The 15,761-nt window shown below is 44.1% G+C and carries 18 protein-coding genes; 11 read left to right on the plus strand and 7 right to left on the minus strand.

Going from position 1 to position 15,761, the window contains the following annotated elements; genetic code table 11:
• Positions 1-25: 25 nt before the first annotated feature.
• The 3 genes from ACTHPG_RS09290 to ACTHPG_RS09300 are packed head-to-tail and all read left to right on the plus strand — an operon-like array spanning position 26 to position 2,107.
• On the plus strand, positions 26-847 hold the full coding sequence (locus ACTHPG_RS09290) for an ABC transporter permease (protein ID WP_440388874.1): 822 nt from the start codon (positions 26-28) through the stop codon (positions 845-847).
• Positions 840-1,553: a heme ABC exporter ATP-binding protein CcmA gene (ccmA, locus tag ACTHPG_RS09295; RefSeq protein WP_440388876.1), complete on the plus strand. Its 714-nt coding sequence runs from the start codon at positions 840-842 to the stop codon at positions 1,551-1,553. The genes ACTHPG_RS09290 and ccmA overlap by 8 nt, the downstream gene beginning before the upstream one ends.
• 2 nt (positions 1,554-1,555) lie before the next feature.
• Positions 1,556-2,107 (plus strand): TlpA family protein disulfide reductase, encoded by a 552-nt coding sequence (locus ACTHPG_RS09300; protein ID WP_440388877.1) that lies wholly within the window; start codon positions 1,556-1,558, stop codon positions 2,105-2,107.
• A gap of 169 nt (positions 2,108-2,276) precedes the next feature.
• Here ACTHPG_RS09300 and metE read toward each other — a convergent pair whose 3' ends face one another.
• On the minus strand, positions 2,277-4,571 hold the full coding sequence (gene metE / locus ACTHPG_RS09305; protein WP_440388878.1) for a 5-methyltetrahydropteroyltriglutamate--homocysteine S-methyltransferase: 2,295 nt from the start codon (positions 4,569-4,571) through the stop codon (positions 2,277-2,279).
• Between the two features lie 170 nt (positions 4,572-4,741).
• On the opposite strand from metE, the gene ACTHPG_RS09310 reads away from it, so the two are divergent.
• The 3 genes from ACTHPG_RS09310 to ACTHPG_RS09320 all read left to right on the plus strand — a co-directional run bounded on the left by ACTHPG_RS09310 (position 4,742) and on the right by ACTHPG_RS09320 (position 6,413).
• Positions 4,742-5,140 carry a DUF3888 domain-containing protein gene (locus ACTHPG_RS09310; protein WP_440388879.1) on the plus strand — a complete coding sequence of 133 codons (399 nt, stop codon included), beginning with the start codon at positions 4,742-4,744 and terminating at the stop codon, positions 5,138-5,140.
• A gap of 16 nt (positions 5,141-5,156) precedes the next feature.
• Complete coding sequence (locus tag ACTHPG_RS09315) at positions 5,157-5,780, plus strand: hypothetical protein (RefSeq protein ID WP_440388880.1); 624 nt, start codon at positions 5,157-5,159, stop codon at positions 5,778-5,780.
• A gap of 162 nt (positions 5,781-5,942) precedes the next feature.
• Complete coding sequence (locus ACTHPG_RS09320; protein WP_440388882.1) at positions 5,943-6,413, plus strand: GNAT family N-acetyltransferase; 471 nt, start codon at positions 5,943-5,945, stop codon at positions 6,411-6,413.
• 105 nt (positions 6,414-6,518) lie between these two features.
• On the opposite strand, the gene ACTHPG_RS09325 is transcribed toward ACTHPG_RS09320, so the two are convergent.
• On the minus strand, positions 6,519-6,884 hold the full coding sequence (locus ACTHPG_RS09325) for a winged helix-turn-helix transcriptional regulator (RefSeq protein WP_440388884.1): 366 nt from the start codon (positions 6,882-6,884) through the stop codon (positions 6,519-6,521).
• 200 nt (positions 6,885-7,084) lie between these two features.
• Positions 7,085-7,897: an undecaprenyl-diphosphate phosphatase gene (locus ACTHPG_RS09330; protein ID WP_440388886.1), complete on the minus strand. Its 813-nt coding sequence runs from the start codon at positions 7,895-7,897 to the stop codon at positions 7,085-7,087.
• 211 nt (positions 7,898-8,108) lie between these two features.
• On the opposite strand from ACTHPG_RS09330, the gene ACTHPG_RS09335 reads away from it, so the two are divergent.
• Entirely contained in the window at positions 8,109-9,137 is a 1,029-nt protein-coding gene (locus tag ACTHPG_RS09335; protein ID WP_440388888.1) for an ABC transporter substrate-binding protein, read from the plus strand.
• Positions 9,138-9,265: 128 nt separating this feature from the next.
• Here ACTHPG_RS09335 and ACTHPG_RS09340 read toward each other — a convergent pair whose 3' ends face one another.
• Entirely contained in the window at positions 9,266-10,171 is a 906-nt protein-coding gene (locus ACTHPG_RS09340; RefSeq protein ID WP_440388890.1) for an AraC family transcriptional regulator N-terminal domain-containing protein, read from the minus strand.
• A gap of 216 nt (positions 10,172-10,387) precedes the next feature.
• Between ACTHPG_RS09340 and ACTHPG_RS09345 the strand changes: the two genes are divergently transcribed.
• On the plus strand, positions 10,388-10,969 hold the full coding sequence (locus tag ACTHPG_RS09345; RefSeq protein ID WP_440388892.1) for a TetR/AcrR family transcriptional regulator: 582 nt from the start codon (positions 10,388-10,390) through the stop codon (positions 10,967-10,969).
• 93 nt (positions 10,970-11,062) lie between these two features.
• Here the strand turns inward: ACTHPG_RS09345 and ACTHPG_RS09350 are convergent, their stop codons facing one another.
• Positions 11,063-11,476 carry a MerR family transcriptional regulator gene (locus ACTHPG_RS09350; RefSeq protein WP_440388893.1) on the minus strand — a complete coding sequence of 138 codons (414 nt, stop codon included), beginning with the start codon at positions 11,474-11,476 and terminating at the stop codon, positions 11,063-11,065.
• 193 nt (positions 11,477-11,669) lie between these two features.
• Between ACTHPG_RS09350 and ACTHPG_RS09355 the strand changes: the two genes are divergently transcribed.
• A complete protein-coding gene (locus tag ACTHPG_RS09355) occupies positions 11,670-12,710 on the plus strand; it encodes an NAD(P)-dependent alcohol dehydrogenase (RefSeq protein ID WP_440388895.1) in 1,041 nt (346 codons plus the stop codon).
• Positions 12,711-12,813: 103 nt separating this feature from the next.
• Here ACTHPG_RS09355 and ACTHPG_RS09360 read toward each other — a convergent pair whose 3' ends face one another.
• The gene (locus tag ACTHPG_RS09360) at positions 12,814-13,332 is read right to left on the minus strand and encodes a hypothetical protein (protein WP_440388897.1); all 519 of its coding nucleotides are present in this window, start codon (positions 13,330-13,332) and stop codon (positions 12,814-12,816) included.
• Between the two features lie 209 nt (positions 13,333-13,541).
• Here ACTHPG_RS09360 and ACTHPG_RS09365 point away from each other — a divergent pair, with 209 nt between their 5' ends.
• Positions 13,542-14,015, plus strand: coding sequence for an HIT family protein (locus ACTHPG_RS09365; RefSeq protein WP_440388898.1), 474 nt, complete (start codon positions 13,542-13,544; stop codon positions 14,013-14,015).
• Between the two features lie 125 nt (positions 14,016-14,140).
• Complete coding sequence (locus ACTHPG_RS09370; RefSeq protein ID WP_440388899.1) at positions 14,141-14,512, plus strand: iron chaperone; 372 nt, start codon at positions 14,141-14,143, stop codon at positions 14,510-14,512.
• A gap of 76 nt (positions 14,513-14,588) precedes the next feature.
• Here the strand turns inward: ACTHPG_RS09370 and ACTHPG_RS09375 are convergent, their stop codons facing one another.
• Complete coding sequence (locus ACTHPG_RS09375; RefSeq protein ID WP_440388901.1) at positions 14,589-15,569, minus strand: aldo/keto reductase; 981 nt, start codon at positions 15,567-15,569, stop codon at positions 14,589-14,591.
• Positions 15,570-15,761: the final 192 nt, after the last annotated feature.

The raw sequence follows: 15,761 nt of genomic DNA on the forward strand, positions 1-15,761 counted from the left end.
TGACAATAGAAAATGGTGATCAATGATGGCAGATATGATACAGATTGCAAGACGAGAAGTGAAGATGGGATTCCGTAATCCCTGGGCATATTCGTTTTTGATCCTTTTTTGCACATTTAGCTTAAGCTTGTTACTCCTGAATTCACAGAATCTGGTTGAAGGATATTCGGGCACGACAGGTTCGATGTTAAATCTTGTTCTTTACCTTCTACCATTAATGACGCTGTTCCTTGGGTCGTTCTCACTAACCTCCGAAAAGGAAGACGGTAGCTGGCAATTGCTGTCCACGTATCCCATTGGCACGATGTCCTTTATTGTTGGCAAGTATGTTGGGCTGTCGATTGTTTTAATCACCATTGTTGCATTTGGATACGGCCTGATGGGGATCATTAGCGGAGTGGTTGGAAACCCACTGGATGCCGTGACATATCTTCTCTTTCTGGCATTTTCTTGTGGACTGGTGTTGTTATTCCTGACGCTGGCTCTATTTATCGGTTCGTTGTCACGCAATCGGTGGCAGGCGTTAACCATATCCGTGACCGTATGGTTCTTCGCTGTCATTGGATGGCCGACGTTATTGCTCTCTGTGCTGGGATTAATGCCTTATCTATGGGTTAAACCGCTGTTGATTATACTAACGCTCATCAATCCGGCTGAACTGGTGCGATTGTTTGTCGTGATCAAACTGGGAGGCGGCTCCATTCTGGGACCGGAGTATTATCAATGGGTGGAATGGGTGCAGCAACCAAGTGGCAGTTGGATTTTCATCGGGATATGCCTGTTCTGGATCACCTGCTCTGTCCTGGCTGTATACGCGATCTGGGAGAGGGGGCGTTCTCATGGATAAAGTGGGTCTCGAAGTGAGAGGATTGTGCAAATCCATTAAAAAGCAACCCATTGTTGAGGATATCTCCTTTCACATGAATTCTGGACAAGTCCTTGCCCTCTGTGGAGGGAATGGCGCGGGTAAGAGCACGGTGCTGCGTATGATCGCTGGAATTCTTCGGCCGACCACGGGTGAAGTTGTCGTGAATAATGTTCGTTGGTTAAAGGAACGCAAGCGTTATTCGAAGCAGATTGGATATATGCCGGATGATTATCAATTTAATCAGGGACTGACTGCAGAGGAAGTACTTCTATTCTGGGCTTCTCTCAGGAAAGTACCGAAGGAGAGAGTACAGGAAGTGCTGACCATGGTCGGGTTGGCGGATCAAAAGAACAAACGGGTCACGACCTTCTCCAAAGGCATGCGCCAACGTGTGTTATTCGCCCAGGCTGTGCTCTCGAAACCTCCACTGCTCATCATGGATGAGCCAACAAATGGATTGGACCCGTTCTGGATGCAGGAATTAGCTCAGCTGCTCAAGGATATCAAGCAGGATGGCCACATGGTCGTGTTCTCGACCCATCAGCTGGAGATTGCAGATGATATTGCGGATCAGGTGATATTCATGAACCATGGACGTAGTGTGGGAGAGGGTTCCACCCATGATTTTCGTGTTCAATATGGTTCGCTTCATGCAGCATTTCATCAAAGTCTTGGATTAAAGTGAAGGTGAGTTCATTGCAGAAGAAGAGGTTTATAAGTAGACGTACACTTACAATCTTGATTGGTTTGGTAGCATTGTTCACGGGTGCATGGGCCATTTTTGAAAATATATCCGAACCTGAGTCTGGGCGAGGCAACACTATTCAAGAAGGTGCAAAGGCCCCTGAGTTCACCGCGGTTAATTCAATAGGTGAACAAGTCCGGCTGTCTGATTATCGGGGCAAAGCGGTCATGATTAACTTTTGGGCTTCGTGGTGTATCCCTTGTGTAAGGGAGATGCCGCTTGTTCAACAGATTGCTCAGGACTATCAGAACGATGCGGAGACCCTGTTTGTTAACGTGGGGGAATCGAAGGGCACGATCCGTGAGTTTATGGATAAGCAGGCATTTGATTTTCCGGTCATCATTGACGTGACGGGCAACATATCAGGTATGTATCGTATTATGGGTTTGCCCGCAACGATGGTCATTGATAGGGAAGGGGAGTTTAGTCACATATTGCTCGGCGAACTAACCGAAGACATACCATTGCAGCAATGGCTGGAAGAGAGTATCTAGTCGTATGAAATCGTTGGTGAGATTAGGGGCAGAAGCGCCTGAGATCTCGCATGTTACGTGTGTAAATGAAGTTTAGTAAGTTAAAAGTAACTATAGCAAAAAGCCGGACACCCATTAAACATAGGGTGGTCCGGCTTTTGCTATAGAAGATATGCTGCTTCGCAGCCGATTACAATACAGCAGCGGAAGCGTGATTGGCACGGGCGATTCGGGTTGCGTCAACCATGTTGCGCAGAGAAGCAACCGTTTCTTCCTGTCCACGGGTTTTCAATCCGCAGTCCGGGTTAATCCAGAACAGCTTCGGATCAAGAACACGCAGGGCGCGTTCAATCATGCTGCTCATTTCATCCACACTCGGAACCCGTGGACTATGGATATCATATACGCCAAGGCCGATACCGAGCTCATACGTATTTTCTTCAAAGCTATGAATGAGTTCACCGTGACTACGGGATGTCTCAATGGAGATAACATCTGCATCCATAGCTTCGATGGAATCAATCATGTCATGGAATTCGCAGTAGCACATATGCGTGTGAATTTGAGTCGTTTCGTGTACCGTGCACGTCGAAATGCGGAACGCTTTGACCGCCCAAGCCAGATAATCGGCTTGTTCATTTTCCTTCAGCGGAAGCCCTTCGCGAACCGCGGGCTCGTCAACCTGGATCATGCCGATGCCTGCCTGTTCAAGTGCTTCGACTTCCTGTCGCAACGCATACGCCAATTGATAGGCGATCTGCTCCCGAGCAATGTCTTCACGTACGAATGACCAGTTCATGATGGTGATCGGGCCAGTCAGCATGCCTTTGACAGGGCGTTCTGTCTGCGATTGGGCATATTTTGTTTCTTCTACCGTCATTTCACCCGTAAATGCAACATCACCGAAGATAATAGGTGGCTTCACGCAACGTGAACCGTACGATTGTACCCAGCCGAACTGTGTAAAGGCAAAACCGGCCAGTTTCTCGCCAAAGAATTCAACCATGTCGGTACGCTCAAACTCACCATGCACCAACACGTCAATTCCAATCTCTTCTTGAAGCTTAATCCAGATATCAATCTGTTCCCGGATGAAAGCAGCATACTGTTCGTTGTTCAACTCGCCTTTGCGCCATAACTGACGTGCTTTTCTGACTTCAGCAGATTGCGGGAAACTGCCAATCGTTGTCGTCGGGAAAAGTGGCAATTGCCATTTGGCTTGTTGAGCTTCATGACGCTCGGCAAACGGACGGGAGCGCTCTGGCTGTTGAACACTAATGGAAGCAACGGCTTGCTGTACAGCCGTACGATTCCGATCTTCGGATTGCTGAAGCACCTGAAGTGGAAGCTCTGCTTCGTCGATTTTAGCGGTAATTTCTGCATTTGGTGAAGATAAGGCTGTAGTCAAAAGAACAATCTCATCCAGCTTTTCATCTGCAAATGCAAGAGCATTCTTCAGTTCGGATGTAAGTTTGGTCTCCCGTTCAGTCGTAACTGGCACATGCAACAGGCTGCACGAAGATTGCACGATGATACGATCAGGCGTCACGATTTCAGCCAGTTCATTCAATAACTTCAGTTTCCCTTGAAGGGAAGCCTTCCAGATTCCACGCCCATCAATAATACCTGCACCGAGCACTTTGTCTGCCGGGAAACCGGATGTTTGAATGGATTGGCTGTTGCCAGAAAGTCCGTGTAGAAAATCGAGTCCTACACCTTGAACGGGCAGTGCAATAATATCGTTATAGTTTTCAACAGATTCAAAGTACGTTTGCAGCATGATTTTCAGACCTGGAACAGCTGCTGCAAATGTCTCATATATTTTATTCAAACGCTGCACATCTTCATCGCTTAATTTGGTCACCAGGATAGGCTCGTCGATCTGCACCCACTGAACGCCTTCGCTTGCAAGTTCTTGAAGCAATTGAGTGTATAGCGGCAACAAGCGGTCCAGCCAAGCGTCCGTCTCGGATTTATCATAGCCTTTGGAGAGTTTCAGGAAGGTTAACGGTCCAACGATAACCGGTTTTCCTTCAATGCCTAGTTTTTCTTTTGCTTCACGATATGCGAGAAGGGGTTTATTCTCCGTCAGAGTTGGGGAAGCCCCGTCGAGTTCAGGTACGATGTAGTGATAGTTGGTGTTAAACCATTTTGTCATTTCGCTCGCTGCGGCATCTTTCGTCCCCCGGGCAATGCCATAATATACGGACAACGGAACCGAGCCACCATCATAAGCAAAACGTTTGGGAATAATGCCGAACATCACAGCCGTATCGAGGATATGATCGTAATAGCTGAAATCATTCACCGGAATAAGGTCGATGCCTTTCGCTTGCTGCTTGCGCAAATGATCGATACGAATCTCTTGCAAACGTGCGTGAAATTCATTTTCCTCCAGCTTGCCTGCCCAGAACGCTTCCAACGCTTTCTTCCATTCCCGATCAGCACCAATACGCGGATATCCCAATACACTACTTTTCGTCATTGTTTATAACCCCTCTGCTTTTATGTTACACAAAATTTATCACAGATCCGGAGTTATAATGTAATTCCATTAAATTATACCTAGTTATAGCCTGGGGCTATATCAAAAAGTGTATTATGGCATGAAGTATAGAACTTAAAGTCATACTATGCTAAAAAAGGTGATGAAAGATGATGCTTAAAAAGCTGCTTTTATTCATTACGATCACAGTGACAATACCCTATCTGAATATCTGTTCAATGAATACAGATGTTACATATTCAGTTCCTGAGAGCGTACAGGAAGATGACTATAGAGCATTAGCACTTACGATGCTCAACCCATACATTGGCCGTGAGATTAGCAGCTATTATCAGGAAAATCATATGCCAATTCCTAGCTACGGACTATATGACATCCACGTATTGGAACTCAAAAGGCATACACAAGGTGGTTATCGCTTTCGAACCGTTCTGGAAGTGAGAACTTTCTACGGTCCACACAACCCGCCATATGGAAAAGAGATCATTACGTTTGAAATAGACACCACTAATGTTACAATGGTTAACTATGTTCATATGAAGGATTGAAAGGAAGGCTGTACACATGAATCTGTATCATATCCAGTCCAACGTGCATGGAATCAACAGAGTAGTATCATTTCTGGAGGATAATTACATTGGAATCGCTTGGTCAGGTACAGGAGATCTGGAGCAAACACCCCCGGAATTATGGAAGGAACAACTGGTCGAACACTATGACTTGGATGAAACGGAATTGGCTCGCAGTCTCGCGACATTACATATGTTTGCTAATCTTATGCAGGATGGAGATTATGTTTTAATTAGTGATGATGAATGGACGTATGTTGGGGATATCGGGGATTATTATTACGATGATTCCGCTGGCACGGAAGAGGACTTGATCTGTCATCGGCGTGGAGTTACCTGGTTGGGTCGCATTCCCCTTGCTGAGCTGAATGACAAAGTACAGGCACTGCAAAGTGACTCATCCATCCTTGCAAAGTTTGAATATCCCATATCACATGCACAGCTGGATCGCGGGCTTGCAATCAGCGTAGCATCCGAAGCAGCCAACGTTCCCACAACAGTAGTCGATGAAGCGACGATTCAAACAGCTCTCCACGTGCTGAGAGAAGCGTTACACAGTGAAGAAGAAGAGCTGCGAATTCGTGCGGCTACAGCCATATTACAGTTTGCCAAACAATAGAACCATGCGTCGTGATAGAGAAGTGTCGTATGTAGGTATGTTACGCTCAGATACTTATAGAAATATTCAATGGGTAGGGGAATTGACGCTTGGTGTTGGGAATGATAATTTAGATATATTATCAAAACCAATAAGTCCAATAAGATAAAGGGGGTATACGGGGTGACACATATCGTTTATGCAGCAGCAGAAGATATTCGCAGCGAGGATTCGCTGCAATTGATCAAGGAACTTAGTGAAGAGCTTGGTTTGCTCTATGGCGGTGATGGAACAGCGGGATTTCAGCTCTCAGACGTTGAAGTACCACGTGCGGCTTTTATCGTTGCCAGAATTGACGGGTATCCGGTTGGTTGCGGAGCACTTCGGCCCCTTGATGAAACATCTGTGGAAGTCAAACGCATGTATACACGCAGTGGTTACCGCCGTAAGGGGATTGCCCAGGCTATATTGGCCGAGGCAGAGCGTCTTGCGAGCGAACTTGGTTACAGCAATCTAAAACTGCAAACAGGCCCACTGCAGCCGGAAGCAGCCGCACTGTATGAGCGTGTAGGGTATTATCGAATTCCTGTTTTCAGTGGCAATTGGGACAAAGTGTTGGCCTACCAGAAAGATCTGGTACACGAAAAAGTATAAGTATACAAATGTATAAATACAAAAGTCGCCGCTTGGCGACTTTTTTGCGTTTTAACATACGCCATATACATCAATGATTTAATCTGAAAATATAGACACAATCGTTTAATCGGTTGCGATGTTATTGACCGATGTGTCTTGATGTTGGGCGCCCCATTCGCATAGTCCTTCCAAAACGGGCAATAACTTCTCAGCTTTGGCTGTCAGTCTGTACTCGACTTTAGGAGGGACTTGCGGGTATTCTTTCCGTTCAACCATACCATCTGCTTCGAGCTCTTTGAGCTGTGAACTCAGCGTTTTATAAGTGATTGCACCGATCTGCCTTTTCAGTTCATTGAAGCGGACAGGCGGATTTTCTGCCAGAAGGTACATAATCACCATTTTCCATTTGCCACCAATAACAGACAACGTATATCCAAAGGGGGTATCTTCAATGTTTTTCACTTTACCGTGGTATTCAGCCATACTCATGAGTAACACTATCCTTCCGGGTAGTACCTACCCTAAAATACCGTACTATTTATTGGTTCGGGCTCAGTTTATACCAACCTTGCTACGAAGTAAAGAAGATTCACGATGATTCATAAATTAATTCTTTTCATATGGCTCTGGTACAATACAACAAAGGAACAACCGTCGCGGGTTGTTCCTTTTGTGTGAGTTGTCTGTTTTTACAAAAAGATCAGTAATAATGTCCCTGCGGCAAAACAGTAATACGAAAAGTATTTCAGGTTGCCTTTGGCCATAATGCCCATGAACCATCTCATGGAGAAATAAGTAACAAAAAGGGTTGTGATGAATGCGATCAGATAAGGAATAGCCAGCTGTGATCGATTCGGATCATTGGCAATGTCCGATACACCCATGACGAGTCCACCAATGCTTATGGGAATGTACAGCATAAAGGAGAACTTCAAAGCCGTTTCCTGTTTCATGCCGACAGCGATAGACGCAATTACCGTTGCCCCTGAACGGCTTATGCCTGGAATAAGAGCGACAGCCTGAGCCAAACCGACCAACAGCGCATCTTTTGTAGACAGATCTCCGTCTTGCTTACGACCACGAAGATTACGAATCAGCCATAAGGCAACCCCGGTGATCAATAGCGCAATGGAAACGGTATATACGGACGAGAAGATTTCTTCAATCCGATCCTTGAACAGGACTGCAACGACAGCAGCAGGAATCGTACCAATAACTATGTATAAGCAAAACATGAAGTCTGCACGATATTCTTCTTTACGAGTACGCATGTAACCTAATGCACCAATGATCAACTTTTTAATGTCTTCCCGGAAAATAAAAATAATAGCGATAAGCGATGCTGTGTTCGTTAAAATCTCGAATGACAATCCATTCTGCTTGATGCCCATTAGTTTCTGGGCAATGATCAGATGACCGCTTGAGGAGACGGGAATTGGCTCCGTTGCGCCTTGAACAATACCTAAAAACAAATACTTTAACCACAATATAATCTCTTCCATGTTGTCCTCCTTGAATACGTTTCATTGGCGTTCCAATGATCTCTCTTTTTATTAGAAATGACATGTCTACTCTATTGATGATAGCTGTTTAAGTTGGTGACTTGCAAGTTAGAGTTCATAGAGGGAGAAAAATAAACGTAGCTTGTCAAATTCTGCAGAGCATGATATCGTTGATAACGATTATCAATATCAATGAAGAGGTGGGTTTATTTTGCGTAAAGAGAGAAAATCAATATGGATCATGATGGCACTCATATTGCTACTTGTACTTAGTGCATGTGGTCAGTCTGCCACGACCAAGGATACAACCGGAGACAGTACGAATGCAGCTAAGGAGACTGAATCTCAGAGTGATTCGAATTCAGCTTCTTCTGCTGGTTCAGAGGCTGCTGCTGAAGATGAACTCGTTACATATCAATCGGATGCAGGGGAAGTACAGGTACCCAAGAATCCTAAGCGTATTATTGACTTGACATCATTTTCGACGGGGTACTTTGTTGCTCTGGATGCACCGGTAGTCGGCGCTTTATCAGGAGCAATGAATAACAAGTATATTAAAGATCAACTTGCAGAAGCGGGCACCAGCGATCTGGGTGAAAAGCCTACGCCAGAGAAACTAATCAGCTTAAAACCCGACCTATTTATTGTGTACACTGGCACAGAGGGGATCGACAAGCTGGAGCAGATAGCGCCAGTCGTACAGATTGACTATGGTAAGCGCAATTTCAAGGATCTCATGCTCGAGATGGGTAAGCTCACCAATAGAGAAGACGCAGCTAAGGCTTGGAATGCTAAATGGGAAGCGCAGATCAACGAACTGAAACCCAAGGTTCAAGAGGCTGTTGGGGATCGCACCGTTTCCATTCTGAATCCGTACGCAAAAGGATTATATGTATTCGGTCATAATTATGGTCGTGGCGGTGAGATTATTTACGGGGAGTTTGGTCTAAAAGCACCTGCGAAGGCTCAAGCTGAAGCGATTGACAGTGGGACTGGATGGGCTTCGATCTCGATGGAATTATTACCGGAATATGCGGGTGATATTATCTTCACCAGCCCGTGGTCCGGAGATACAACCGATCCCAAGATCGTATATGACAATACATTATGGAAGAACTTGCCTGCGGTGAAGGCAAATCATGTGTTCCAGCTCGACCCGACCTCTGACTCATATAACGATCCGTTAACATTGGAAGGTCAGCTGCAGTTTATTTCGGATAGCTTGCTTTCGGAAAACTAAAATTTGACTGCATAATATAGTAGAGTAGTATAGGAGCATTTCCTAGCGTCGTTAGAAGACGGGGAGATGCTCCTATTTAGTTATGCGGAACGGTTTAGCCAGCATCGTGACAGGAGAAGGCAATTGTTTCATTGATCCATGCCTCTCAGGCGTTTAATGTCTTCTCTGGGTGGTAAACCAAACATGCGAGAATATTCACGACTGAATTGGGAAGGGCTCTCGTAACCCACCTGAAATGCTACATCTGCTGCATCGGTGGACTGGGATATCAACAAGCGCCGCGCTTCTTGCAGGCGAAGTTGTTTTTGAAACTGAATTGGACTCATGGCAGTCACTTCTTTAAAGTGTCTGTGAAGCGAGGCAGGGCTCATATTCGCCAAACTCGCCAATTCACCAATCCGAAAATTCTGATCAGCATGATTCATTATATATTTAATAACGTCTCTGATTCGATAGGTATGGCTGCCCTCCATCGTAGCTTGTTCCAGGGCAATCCCGTGGGGGCCTTTCAGAACTTTGTAGAGTATTTCCTTCTTGTACAAAGGAGCGAGTAGTGGGATATCCTCCGAATGATCTTCCAGCAAACGGGCTAACCTGACGACTGCATCCAAAAGAGATGGATCAGCTTGACTGACAAACATCGCACGTCTGGCCGTTTTGCGCGGTCTTGCCGGGAAATCGGAATGGTTCAATACCTCCAGAATCTCACTGGATGTGAATTCAAGTTTGAGGGCCAGATAAGGAGTATGAGACGAGGCTTGAATCACTTGTCCACTAACCGGCAAGTCAACGGTTGCCACGATATAACTTCCTGGACCATAACGAAAACGATCTTGTCCCAGCAGAACCTCTTTCTGACCTTGTAGGACAATGCAGAAGGAGGGTTCATTCACTCTAAATATAGGTTCAGTAACAACCGATTCACGGATTAGAAACAATGAAGGGATCTCCGTCGAGTGCACCCCATCCTTGTTGGAATAGCGGTCAATACGTCTGGCTAATTCGTCTTGATGTTCGTGTGTTCGTTGAGACATACGTAGTTCCCCTTTTTTTGCACAATATAATAATAAAGCACATTCTATCGTATATTGAACCACCATGGTAGTAAACGAATAGGAATAGGCAAACATCTGATGTGATTGGATAAGAACAGCGGATACATGATCAGACTGTAAATGAAAAGAGGTATCTGCCTCTTATATTTACTGATCGTTCTCAATGTGTTAGATTGATTCTGGGAGGGAAGTCGAATGGCTAGAAGTAAAGAGTTTGAAGTGAACGAAGTATTGGATAAAGCGATGAAGATCTTCTGGGAACAAGGTTACGAGAAGACATCGATGAGTGACCTGGTTGAGCATATGGGAATTCATCGTAGAAGTATATATGATACGTTTGATGATAAACATTCGCTTTTCTTGCAGGCAATGGATCGTTACAGCGGTAAGATCAGCACCACATTACTTGCAGAAATTAAGGTATCCAAGACAGCAATGGAAGCACTGCATAAGATTTTCGATGTTATGATCAGTGAGGCAGACGATACACCAACGGGTTGCTTGATCGTGAACTCGGCGGTGGAGCTAGGCACACGTGATCCGGACGTGGACAGCCGATCTCTTGAATCTTTTAACGAAACGGAGCGAATGTTCGAGCAGATTATTCAATGGGGACAGCGGGATGGAGAATTCTCCTCTGATCATGATGCGAAGGAAATGGCAGAGTACCTGCACAATATTTCTGTCGGCATCAGAGCCATGGCGAGAACCTCGACGGATAAGGAAAAATTAAATCGGATTGTCAATGTATCCATGAAGCTTTTGGAGAACCGATGAGCAGAGATGTACGAAAAAAGTAGCTTAAAATCCGTTAGCGGACTTCAAGCTACTTTTTTTGCGCTGTTTTTTGAAAATAGCGAGTAAAAACCATCAATTGGTTATGGCATTTTCAATCGGTTTGATTTTATGAATTTCTTCGGTTCCAGCTTCCAAAGCAGTTTCGTAGTAAGAGCATTTGTGCTCAATAACTTCCATGGTCCTTCTTAGTTCCTCCATTTGTGCTTCCACAATCGCTTTGCGCTCCGTAAACATGTCATATCTCTGCTTCAGCGTGGTGTCCCCTTCGGAGCACCATTCAATAAAGTCCTTAATGTCTTTAATAGGCATTCCGGTCAGCTTCAGACATTGAATGATCTTTAAAAAGTCGATGTCGGAGTCTTTGAACAACCGTGTTCCGCTCGTGGTTCGTTCTACAAAAGGCATGAGTCCTTCCTTATCGTAGTAACGCAATGTATATACCGTAAGGTCTAATTTTTTGGCAACTTCACCGATTGAATAGGTCATTTAGAATGAATTCCTTTCTACTGGGGGTAGACTTCGAGTTAACTCTAGGATTGATCCGAGTGAATTCTAACATGTTGAATTACTGGCTGTCAAAGTACATTGGAGATAAAAAAAATAAGATAAACATTTGACCTAGAGTTAACTAGAGGGCGTAAGATTACGTTGAGCTTTAAATTACGAGGAGGTTATTCCATTGATTATAGCTAAAGCCAGAGCCGTTGACGGACCAGACCAACAATTCAGAAGTGCTGAAATTAAACGACGTGATCTGGATACCAACGATGTATTAATTGAGATTAAATATGCAGGTATCTGCCATTCCGACATCCATACTGCTCACGGCGAATGGGGTCCTGTGAACTATCCACTTGTTCCTGGACACGAAATTGCCGGAATAGTAACCGATGTAGGAAGCGGAGTCTCCAAATACAAGGTCGGTGACCGGGTAGGTGTCGGATGTATGGTTGGCTCTTGTGGCGAATGTGAGAACTGCCGCAAAGGTGAAGAGCAATACTGTCTCAAAGGAAATATTCAAACTTACGCTGGAGTAGACAAATACGGTGAGCCTACGCAAGGTGGATATTCAACTCATATTGTTGTCGTAGAGAATTTCGTCGTTCGTATCCCTGATAATATCGCACTTGATGCTGCTGCACCTTTGCTGTGTGCCGGTATTACAACATATTCACCACTTCATCACTGGGGAGCTGGCCCAGGCAAGAAAGTTGCCGTTGTAGGTATGGGTGGTCTTGGTCATATGGCTGTCAAAATCGCACATGCGATGGGTGCCGAAGTAACGGTTCTTTCCCAATCCTTGAGCAAAAAAGAAGATGGACTGCAATTCGGTGCAGATCACTACTACGCCACAAGTGAACCGGAAACGTTCGAGAAACTTGCAGGCACCTTTGATCTGATGATTAACACGGTGAGTGCCAATATAGACATTAATGCTTATTTCTCACTGCTTACGCTGGATGGTACACTCGTGAACGTGGGTGCTCCTGCGGAACCATTGGCTGTAAACGTATTTTCTCTCATCGGTCATCGCCGTTCATTCGCAGGTTCCATGATTGGTGGCATTCGTGAGACACAGGAGATGCTCGATTTCTGTGCAGAACATGATATTGCGCCTAACATTGAGGTCATCTCCGCTGATCAGATTGATGAAGCTTACAAACGTGTATTGGCTTCCGATGTGAAATATCGCTTTGTTATTGATATCAGCACCATGTAAGTGGAAAGTTTTATGATTGTTAGGGATAGTTAAGGTTAGAAGAAAGCAGCTGCCGATAAGGTCAGCTGCTTTCTATTTTGTTTATAACGGCGGCTCAAAGAGATTAAAAGTTAAGATGTAGTAATGGCTTAATATGCTTGGCTGCGGCACTAAATTGATCAGAAAATTCTTTTGAATCGTGGTATTCTTCAGGCAAGCCTTTCAGGAATAATTTGATCTGTTTGACCACTTTTATGCGTACTTCAGAATCTGCAAGGTTACCTTTTAATTGATCCTTTACAAGATAACCATATTCATTTCTAAATATTAAAAAGTCATTGATAAGAACATCAAGATTATCAGAGAAATTTTTAGTATTTTCTTTGATGAGTGTTAATCGGTCATTGACTAAAAAAATGGAAGTATAAACATCAAACATTTGCTCGATTTCTCCATTAGACCCTACCTCACTGATTTGAGAAAGTGTATCATCTAATTTCTGTACTCTCGAAACAAAGCCAGTATAATAATCCGAATTAACTGCAACTTCATTCTTTCTAATTGAGTTATGAATTAAAATAAAAGCTGAACCTATGATCAATAGAACCAGAAGGACTATAATGATATTAGAATATTTTTTCATGCAGCTGTATGGTTTACGTTAGTAACACTGAAGTGTAATTCTACAACTCTGAGAACCAATAGTCCTTCCAATGAAATAATAACTTTCAATTAAGTAAACCCCCATATTTTTTTATACTGAACATTAGAGATGTTAACACAACAAAAGGCAGTAGATACATCCGCACAATTTACCAATTGGAAAAACATGAAAGGAGTGGAAGGAGAAAGATGACAGCTTTCTTTTCACATCAGCCCGAAGGGTATGAATGTCCATTTTGTCGTATTTGGGGTATCGAGCAACCTGATCAGGGAACAAAACAAAGGGATATTATCTATCAAAATGAAAAGGTAACGGCATTTATAGCAGGCAAATGGTGGCCAAACAATAAAGGACATGTTCTTATTGTTCCGAATCAACATTTCGAGAACATCTTTGAACTCCCTGCGGACTACGCTGTTGAGATTCATCGCACGGCTCAACTTACAGCATTGGCGATGAAAAGTACATATGGATGTGACGGAATCTCTACACGACAACATAATGAGCCTGCTGGTAATCAAGACGTATGGCACTATCATCTGCATGTTTACCCCCGATATGTGAATGATCAACTTTATCTGACCCATGGTTCACCGTCCGATCCAGATGAACGAGCACTCTATGCAGAACAGTTGCGTTCTTGGATGAAGGAAAACATTTAAAGTCTGGAAGCTGCTGTTTTTTTGATTAATCGGGCAGATAAGAGATTCTGAATTAGATATTCATGATAGAATGAGTTTGAACGGGGCAAATTAAATAGTATATTTCATGATACAGGGGGAAACCAATGGAGACCTTTGCAGAATTTATAGCACGCATCGATCACCCGGAACATCAGGCACGAACGGAAGAAGTTTTGAACTGGATCACTGAGAAATTCCCGAATTTAAAACAAAAAATAGCATGGAACCAGCCGATGTTTACCGACCATGATACCTTCATCATTGGTTTTAGTGTATCCAAGCAACATTTGGCGGTTGCTCCAGAGAAAGCAGGTATTAATCGTTTTTCCGAAGAAATCTCTCAGGCGGGTTATGATCATACCAAAGAGTTGGTGCGAATGAAGTGGAAACAGGAGATTGATTATTCGTTACTTGAGAGAATGATAGAGTTTAATATAAAAGATAAGGCAGAATGTTCAACGTTTTGGCGCAAATAAATTACGACATAAAAAAGGAGACCCCCAACTTCCGGATGCGGAAAGAGGAGGTCTTCTATATTTTAAGCAAAAGCAATTATTGTGCACCTACTACGGGGTGAGGTACATAAGGCTCTTCAAGGAATGTGACATCTTCTGAGGTCAATTTAACCGAAAGAGCACCTACCGCATCTTCCAGATGAGATAATTTGGTGGCACCGATAATTGGAGACGCTACAGTGTCTTTTTGTAGTAACCAGGCAAGTGCAATGTGTGTGCGAGGGACACCGTATTTTTCTGCAATGGATGCAACTCGCTCAACGACAAGTCGATCAGCATCGCTTGTCGCATTGTACTTGGATTTCTGAATTTCGTCTGTCTCCGATCGGAGTGTCGATACGGACCAGTCGCGGGTTAACCGGCCTGAAGCAAGAGGGCTGTAGGGAGTCACACCAATCTTTTCTTCCTTGCATAAAGGCAGCATTTCTCGTTCCTCTTCACGATAGATGAGGTTCAAGTGGTTCTGCATGGAGACAAACTTGGTCCAACCCTGTTTCTCTGCTACATGTAATGCCTTCTGGAACTGCCAAGCGTACATGGCTGAAGCGCCAATATATCTTACTTTACCGGACTTCACCACATCATGTAAGGCTTCCATGGTCTCTTCAATAGGTGTATTGTAGTCCCAACGATGTATGATATACAGATCGACATAATCCGTCTCCAATCGGTTCAGGCTTTTATCAATTTCACTCAGGATGGCTTTTCTGGAAAGGCCAGAACCGTTGGGTCCTTTATGCATTTGCCCATGTACTTTGGTTGCAATAACTACCTCATCCCGATTGGCGTAATCCTTCAACGCCCGACCAAGGTACTCCTCGCTCGTACCCAGAGAGTATACATTGGCTGTATCAAAGAAATTGATGCCCAGATCCAGTGCCTTTTTGATTACGGGGCGAGAGTCCTCTTCATTCAGAACCCATTGATGAACCCATTTACTGGCGTCCCCGAATCCCATACACCCCAGGCAAAAGCGAGATACGTCCAAGCCTGTGTTACCAAGTTTCGTATATTCCATGTGATGTTCAAATCCTTTCTCATGTTTATTATTGCCACCCATATGGCGACCTATTTACGTATTATTATGTCACAACGAATGAACCAGCGTGTACCACATTTCTATCAAAGTTTTGCCTAAAACTATCACAATCTCTGAATCCGTTAGATAGAGGACATAAAAAAAGATGCCCCCCTGTAAATCAAGGACATC

The organism is Paenibacillus sp. SAF-068 (assembly GCF_051967555.1).
Classification (GTDB): domain Bacteria; phylum Bacillota; class Bacilli; order Paenibacillales; family Paenibacillaceae; genus Paenibacillus.

Coding starts and splice junctions, on each gene's coding strand:
- ACTHPG_RS09290 (WP_440388874.1), top strand. CDS start 26: ATGGCAGATATGATACAGATTGCAAGACGAGAAGTGAAGATGGGATTC.
- ccmA (WP_440388876.1), top strand. CDS start 840: ATGGATAAAGTGGGTCTCGAAGTGAGAGGATTGTGCAAATCCATTAAA.
- metE (WP_440388878.1), bottom strand. CDS start 4,571: ATGACGAAAAGTAGTGTATTGGGATATCCGCGTATTGGTGCTGATCGG.
- ACTHPG_RS09310 (WP_440388879.1), top strand. CDS start 4,742: ATGATGCTTAAAAAGCTGCTTTTATTCATTACGATCACAGTGACAATA.
- ACTHPG_RS09315 (WP_440388880.1), top strand. CDS start 5,157: ATGAATCTGTATCATATCCAGTCCAACGTGCATGGAATCAACAGAGTA.
- ACTHPG_RS09325 (WP_440388884.1), bottom strand. CDS start 6,884: ATGAGTATGGCTGAATACCACGGTAAAGTGAAAAACATTGAAGATACC.
- ACTHPG_RS09330 (WP_440388886.1), bottom strand. CDS start 7,897: ATGGAAGAGATTATATTGTGGTTAAAGTATTTGTTTTTAGGTATTGTT.
- ACTHPG_RS09340 (WP_440388890.1), bottom strand. CDS start 10,171: ATGTCTCAACGAACACACGAACATCAAGACGAATTAGCCAGACGTATT.
- ACTHPG_RS09345 (WP_440388892.1), top strand. CDS start 10,388: ATGGCTAGAAGTAAAGAGTTTGAAGTGAACGAAGTATTGGATAAAGCG.
- ACTHPG_RS09350 (WP_440388893.1), bottom strand. CDS start 11,476: ATGACCTATTCAATCGGTGAAGTTGCCAAAAAATTAGACCTTACGGTA.
- ACTHPG_RS09360 (WP_440388897.1), bottom strand. CDS start 13,332: ATGAAAAAATATTCTAATATCATTATAGTCCTTCTGGTTCTATTGATC.
- ACTHPG_RS09365 (WP_440388898.1), top strand. CDS start 13,542: ATGACAGCTTTCTTTTCACATCAGCCCGAAGGGTATGAATGTCCATTT.
- ACTHPG_RS09370 (WP_440388899.1), top strand. CDS start 14,141: ATGGAGACCTTTGCAGAATTTATAGCACGCATCGATCACCCGGAACAT.
- ACTHPG_RS09375 (WP_440388901.1), bottom strand. CDS start 15,569: ATGGAATATACGAAACTTGGTAACACAGGCTTGGACGTATCTCGCTTT.